The organism is Solemya pervernicosa gill symbiont (genome assembly GCF_002020875.1).
Classification (GTDB): domain Bacteria; phylum Pseudomonadota; class Gammaproteobacteria.
Map to the genome: position 1 here is coordinate 82,366 of NZ_MPRL01000003.1, position 6,236 is coordinate 88,601.

9 protein-coding genes are annotated in these 6,236 nt (G+C 53.5%); all 9 read left to right on the forward strand.

Annotated features, from left to right (window positions below):
* Positions 1-76 precede the first annotated feature (76 nt).
* Positions 77-706 carry a MotA/TolQ/ExbB proton channel family protein gene (locus BOW52_RS01650; RefSeq protein ID WP_078482340.1) on the forward strand — a complete coding sequence of 210 codons (630 nt, stop codon included), beginning with the start codon at positions 77-79 and terminating at the stop codon, positions 704-706.
* Positions 703-1,122, forward strand: a complete 420-nt coding sequence (locus tag BOW52_RS01655) for an ExbD/TolR family protein (RefSeq protein ID WP_078482341.1) — start codon at positions 703-705, stop codon at positions 1,120-1,122. Before BOW52_RS01650 ends, BOW52_RS01655 begins: the two co-directional genes overlap by 4 nt.
* Positions 1,123-1,131: 9 nt before the next feature.
* Entirely contained in the window at positions 1,132-2,910 is a 1,779-nt protein-coding gene (msbA, locus tag BOW52_RS01660) for a lipid A export permease/ATP-binding protein MsbA (RefSeq protein WP_078482342.1), read from the forward strand.
* A 20-nt stretch (positions 2,911-2,930) separates the two neighbouring features.
* The gene (gene lpxK / locus BOW52_RS01665; protein WP_135621928.1) at positions 2,931-3,914 is read left to right on the forward strand and encodes a tetraacyldisaccharide 4'-kinase; all 984 of its coding nucleotides are present in this window, start codon (positions 2,931-2,933) and stop codon (positions 3,912-3,914) included.
* An 11-nt stretch (positions 3,915-3,925) separates the two neighbouring features.
* Positions 3,926-4,108 (forward strand): Trm112 family protein, encoded by a 183-nt coding sequence (locus tag BOW52_RS01670; protein WP_078482344.1) that lies wholly within the window; start codon positions 3,926-3,928, stop codon positions 4,106-4,108.
* On the forward strand, positions 4,105-4,866 hold the full coding sequence (gene kdsB, locus BOW52_RS01675; RefSeq protein WP_078482345.1) for a 3-deoxy-manno-octulosonate cytidylyltransferase: 762 nt from the start codon (positions 4,105-4,107) through the stop codon (positions 4,864-4,866). Before BOW52_RS01670 ends, kdsB begins: the two co-directional genes overlap by 4 nt.
* A gap of 78 nt (positions 4,867-4,944) precedes the next feature.
* Positions 4,945-5,235, forward strand: coding sequence for an SET domain-containing protein (locus BOW52_RS01680; RefSeq protein WP_078482346.1), 291 nt, complete (start codon positions 4,945-4,947; stop codon positions 5,233-5,235).
* A 224-nt stretch (positions 5,236-5,459) separates the two neighbouring features.
* Positions 5,460-5,933, forward strand: coding sequence for a hypothetical protein (locus BOW52_RS01685; RefSeq protein ID WP_078482347.1), 474 nt, complete (start codon positions 5,460-5,462; stop codon positions 5,931-5,933).
* 118 nt (positions 5,934-6,051) lie between these two features.
* The coding region (locus BOW52_RS17260) for a hypothetical protein (RefSeq protein ID WP_236725604.1) at positions 6,052-6,236 on the forward strand (185 nt) is incomplete at its 3' end.

Here is a 6,236-nt window from a genome sequence, read left to right on the forward strand (position 1 = left end):
TACGCAGCGGGGACTAAATCAAGTATCATTCTGGGAGTTTTGCAACCTAATTCTAATAATTCCGGAGGGAGTAGGCGTGTTTGAGATTATCAAAGCGGGTGGCTGGGTTATGTGGCCCATCATCATCTGTTCTGTAGTGGCACTAGCCATCATCGCCGAGCGTTTCTGGACCCTGCAACGCAACCGGGTAATGCCCAAACATCTGGTTGCCCAGCTCTACGCCTCCGTCAGACAGGGTCCGATGGCCCCCGATCAGATCCAGACCCTGCGTCAGGGCTCGGCACTGGGTCGTATCCTCGCCGCCGGACTGACCAATATGAACCACTCGCGCGAGGTGATGAAAGAGGGCATCGAGGACACCGGTCGCCACGTGGTCCATGAGCTCGAACGTTTTATCAACACCCTTGGCACCATCGCTGCGATCACTCCGCTGCTGGGCCTGCTCGGCACCGTCATCGGCATGATCAAGGTCTTCGCCGCCATCACCTCGCAGGGACTCGGTAATCCGACCGCACTGGCCGGTGGTATCTCCGAGGCGCTGATCACCACCGCCACCGGCCTCTGTGTCGCCATTCCCAGTCTGATGTTCTACCGCTTCTTCCGTGGTCGTATCGATGAGCTGGTCATCGGTATGGAGCAGGAGGCGATGAAGATGGTTGAGGTGATGCACGGCGAGCGCGAACCGGATAGCGAGGAGGCGGCGTGAACCTGAGGGGAAAACAGCGCGAGGAGCCCGATGTCAATCTGACACCGCTGATCGACGTCGTCTTCCTGATGTTGATCTTCTTTATGGTCTCCACCACCTTTAATCGCGAGGCGGAGCTGAGTATTGAACTTCCCTCTGCCAGCAGCGAACCGACCGAGGCTGAAGAGGTAGAGAACATTGAGATCGTCATCGATGCCGAGGGGCGTTATTTCATTAACGAACAGGCGGTCATTAACAGCACCACTGAGACACTCGCCGCAGCACTACGCAAGGTCATCGGCAAACGCGATGGACTACCGTTGACCATCAGCGCCGATGCCAAGACTCCCCATCAGTCGGTTGTCACTGCTATGGACGCCGCCGGTCAGGTCGGTCTGGTACATATCTCCATTACCACCAAGAAAGACGCGGAGTAGTCGGTCGTTATGGCGAAGAAAACCGAGGTAGAGTCGGATGATGCTATCCAGGTCTACCGACGTCTGCTTGGTTACGCAATGCCTGAGTGGAAGATCTTTCTGCTCTCAACCGTGGCGATGGCGATCTACGCGCTGACCGATACCGGCTTTGCCGCGCTGATGAAACCGATGCTCGACGGCAGCTTTGTCGAGAAGGATCCCGATACAATCCGTCTGGTGCCACTGTTATTGATTGCTCTCTTTCTCGCTCGCGGTGTTTTCGGTTTTATCAGCAGCTACAGCATGAGCTGGATCGGCCGCAAGGTGGTCTACACGCTGCGCAAGCAGGTCTTTAACCATCTTCTCAACCTCCCGAGTCGTTTTTACGACCAGCACTCCACCGGTGAACTACTCTCACGCCTCACCTACAACACCGAGCAGGTGGCCGGTGCCAGCACCAATGCCGTCACCATTATCATCCGTGATTCGCTGACCATCCTCGGTCTACTCGCCTGGATGTTCTACCTGAATGCGCTGTTGTCACTGATCTTCCTCACCCTGGGGCCAGTAATCGTCTTGTTGGCGCGTGTTATGAGCAAACGCTTCCGCTACATCAGCAAGAGCATCCAGAACTCGATGCAGGATGTCACCAATCAGGCACAGGAGGCGATCAGCTCCCAGCGTGTGGTGAAAATCTTCGGTGGTCACGAATACGAAGCAGCCCATTTTGAGAAGGCCAATAAACGAAATCGCCAGTTGGCAATGAAGATGGTTAGTGCCTCGATCATCAACGTACAGAGCGTTCAGCTGCTGGCAGCCTTTGCACTTTCAGTGATCGTCTACGTTGCCACACTCGATGGCATGTTGGACGACATCAGCGTCGGTACCTTTATGTCGTTCATGATCGCGATGATGATGCTCTTCTCACCAATCAAACGGCTCACCTCCGTTAACGCCACGGTACAGAAAGGAATCGCAGCCGCGCAGAATCTCTTCGCATTTATCGATGCACCGCTTGAGAATGATAGTGGCGATAAAACCCTGGCTCAGGCAAAGGGCGACATTACCTTCAGTAATATCGAGTTCGCCTATAGCAAACGCAAGGGACAGATTCTCAAAGGGATCGATCTGCAGGTTGAGGCTGGCAAGACAGTCGCCTTTGTTGGCCGCTCCGGTAGCGGCAAGACCACACTGGTGAATCTGCTGCCCCGTTTCTATGAACTTAATAGTGGCTCGATTACAGTCGACGGTGTCGATATCTCTGAGTACAAGCTCTCCGAACTGCGTAGACAGATCGCACTGGTTGGCCAGGAGGTCACCCTGTTCAACGACACCATCGGTAATAACATCGCCTACGGTGCACTCGGCGATACCACCGCCGAGACTATTCGCGAGGCGGCAATCGCGGCGCATGCGTTGGAGTTTATCGAAGCGCTACCCGATGGTTTTGACACCCTGGTCGGCGAGAAGGGGATCATGCTCTCCGGTGGTCAGCGCCAGCGTATCGCTATCGCCAGGGCACTGCTTAAAGATGCACCGATTCTGATCCTCGATGAGGCGACTTCGGCCCTCGATTCCGAGTCGGAGCTGCACATCCAGGCAGCCCTTGAGACCTTGATGGAAAATCGAACCACACTGGTCATTGCCCACCGCCTCTCAACCATCGAGAGTGCCGACAGGATCATCGTGCTGCGTGAGGGAGAGATCGCAGAGAGTGGAAATCACGACGAATTGATCGCTCAAGAGGGTATCTACGCCGCACTCCATAGCCGTCAATTTAGTGAAGAGTCCGAGGCCGTCGAGGCGTAAGCCAGCGGCTTGCACACATTTTGAAGCGTCTAGATCACTACTGGTATAGCAATAACGCCATCTCGATCGCTCTGCTGCCACTCTCCTGGCTCTTCTGCCTCATCGTTGCAATCCGCCGCTTCGCCTATCGGACCAACCTGTTACGCACAACGCAGATCGGCGTGCCGGTTGTTGTCGTTGGTAATATCAGTGTCGGCGGCACGGGTAAGACACCACTGGTGGCTGAGATTGTCCGACAGCTCAAAGAGCGGGGGTTTCGTCCTGGTGTGATCAGTCGCGGCTATGGTGGCAATGCCTCTAGCTGGCCGCAGCAGGTAAGGGCCGATAGCGATCCACGCATGGTCGGAGATGAACCCCTGCTGCTGGCCCGTCGCTGCCAGGTACCGATAGCCGTGGGACCGAATCGTGTCGCCGCCGCCGAGGCGCTGCTCAAACACACCGATACCAATATCATCGTCTCCGATGACGGTATGCAGCACTACGCACTGCATCGTGATATCGAGATCGCCGTGGTTGATGGCGTGCGTCGTCTTGGCAACCAACGCTGTCTGCCCGCAGGGCCACTGCGTGAACGAGCCCCCCGTTTGGAGCAGGTCGATCTGGTCGTTGCCAATGGAGGAGGGGTGCGCGGTGAGTTCGCCATGCGCCTTATCGGTAATACGTTGGTCGCTGTCGATGGGAGGAATGGGGAACGTGCGCTTGAGAGCTTTAAGGGTGTCAAGGTACATGCGGTTGCGGCGATTGGTGATCCGCAACGCTTCTTCAATCTGCTACGACGTCATGGCGTCGAACTCATTGAACACCCGTTTCCTGATCACCACCCATTTAGTGCCGAAGATATCGCCTTTAACGACAACCTACCGGTTCTGATGACCGAGAAAGACGCCGTAAAATGTCGTCCCTATGCAGCAGCCAACCACTGGTATCTGCCCGTTAGCGCCGAACTGAATGACTCTTTTCACCATCGTCTGATGCGTCTACTACCATCAGACAACGACAAGTAGAGGATAGAAAGATGGATAAAAAACTGCTCGAGATTCTCGCCTGCCCGATCTGTAAAGGCCCATTACTCTATAGAAAGAGCGAGCAGGAACTGGTCTGCAAGGGAGATAGACTCGCCTATCCGATCCGCGATGACATCCCGGTAATGCTCGAAGAGGAGGCGCGCCGCCTCGCCGAGGATGAGGAGATCGAATGAGTTTTGTCATTGCCATCCCCGCTCGCTACGCATCGAGCCGACTACCGGGTAAACCACTGCTCGATATCGCGGGTAAGCCGATGATCGAACACGTCTACCAACGCGCAATGGAGAGCGGGGCCGATGAGGTGATCATCGCCACCGACGATGTGCGCATCAAACAGCGTGCCAAGGCGTTCGGCGCCAAGGTCTGCATGACCTCACCCGACCACCACTCTGGCACCGACCGCCTCGCCGAGGTCGCCGAGCAGATGGGGTGGGGTGATAATCAGATCGTCGTTAACCTGCAGGGAGACGAACCGCTGATGCCGAGCGAACCACTGCAGCAGGTGGCACACAATCTTGGGCAGGCGGGTGACGCCTCCATTGCGACCCTTGCAACACCCATTCACACTACCGCTGAACTGTTCGACCCACACGTCGTCAAGGTGGTATTAGACGCGAAGGGTTACGCGCTCTACTTCAGCCGCGCCCCGATCCCCTGGGACCGCGATGCCTTCGGCGTCACTACCGAAGAGCTGCCTGAGAATCGTATCCACTATCGTCATATCGGCCTCTACGCCTATCGAGTCGGCTTCCTCAATCGTTATGCCGCCAGCAACCCCTGTGAACTGGAGCAGACCGAATCGCTCGAACAACTGCGCGCACTCTGGTCGGGTGAACGAATCCACGTCGGTATCGTTGATGAGCCACCAGGGCATGGGGTCGATACCGAAGCGGACCTGCAGCGTGTAAATCAACTCCTGAGTAGTCAATAGCTTTAACACTGACTATTTGCATGGATAATTAATACCCGCTATAAGTTCACAAACATCAGCGACTTTATAGGTGATGCAATGTACTACCCAGAGAAAAGCAAGATACACGGCATGGGCCTGTTCGCCTCGCGCACGATCAAGGCGGGCGAAATCATCGGTAAACTGAAATGCAAACCAACCCAAAAAGATGGTCCCCATGTTTTATGGCTGGATGAGGGGAAGGCGGTCAAGGTCAGTTGCGATCTGCGTTACATCAACCACAGCGGTGAACCCAACGCCGCCTACTACAACGACCTCACCGTCGTCGCCCTGCGCGACATCGACGCCCACGAAGAGATCTTTCACGACTATGGGCAGGATTGGGAGTAGGGAGAGAGCTCTACACCGAAAAACCTAAAAAGGATCAAAGGAGATGATTCGAAAAATGAGCAACGTCCTTCACAAATCGGTATTCCAGAATGCCGAAGGTTATCTTTCGCCACAGCTTTATCCTCTAGCTCTATCTGTTGCGCTGTTGTAACTGCTAAACAGATAACTAATCATCTATTCTGATATGGCAATGTCGTGACTGAAGTCACTTCTGGAGATAACGCATGTCCCTTGCAATGGTATTGATGCTTGGTTGCGCGCTGATCGGCTGGAACCAGGGAACATTATTAAAAAAACATAGAAAGCCGACTAACTTAATCGATTTGATCTCATTTAACTATCCGCAAGGTGAGAAGCGCGCATATGCATACATTGTTCTATTCTTTTCACTGAGCTGTCTTTTGTTCGTTTATCAAGTGGTTGGCAGCTCATTGTTGTCAGTCGTATCCGGTTACACGATCAAAGTCTATTCTATTTATGGAATGGCGTTTTCAGCACTGTTTGTATATATTTCAAAAAGTAATATTTATGTTTCATATTTAGATGGTAAGGAACTCGATAAGCAGTATCTATATGCGCTCTGGAACATGAATGACAATATAAAGTCCCAGGGAAGACGATCTGATTTGGTTCTGTTGGCCATGTCAAAATGGATATTTATTGTGTCGCTTGGTTTGCATTTGGTTGAACTTTTCTAATCGATAAATAAGATCATCAGAAACTTAAGAGATGAGTGCGTCTGAAATAGCAATCTATCAATCCAAATGCACTAACAGAAATGCATAGCCGGAACCAAGGGGTCAACTTGAAAACCTTATGGAGATCGATCAGCTTTTTGAGCGTCGTGCGCAGCCTCTTGCACGCGGCGGTTACCATCGAAGTCAGACTTGCAAAGAGTGGAAGCCCGGGGAGTCGCTATTTTTGCGGAAGCTTGTTTTGGGCATCCAAGCCCAAGCAAGCGGCAAATACTTAACGCGACCGTTTATGCCTACGGCGCCCCG

Excerpts from the sequence above, each read along its gene's own strand:
- BOW52_RS01670 (WP_078482344.1), top strand. The coding sequence starts at position 3,926 with ATGGATAAAAAACTGCTCGAGATTCTCGCCTGCCCGATCTGTAAAGGC.
- BOW52_RS01685 (WP_078482347.1), top strand. The coding sequence starts at position 5,460 with ATGTCCCTTGCAATGGTATTGATGCTTGGTTGCGCGCTGATCGGCTGG.
- kdsB (WP_078482345.1), top strand. The coding sequence starts at position 4,105 with ATGAGTTTTGTCATTGCCATCCCCGCTCGCTACGCATCGAGCCGACTA.
- BOW52_RS01680 (WP_078482346.1), top strand. The coding sequence starts at position 4,945 with ATGTACTACCCAGAGAAAAGCAAGATACACGGCATGGGCCTGTTCGCC.
- msbA (WP_078482342.1), top strand. The coding sequence starts at position 1,132 with ATGGCGAAGAAAACCGAGGTAGAGTCGGATGATGCTATCCAGGTCTAC.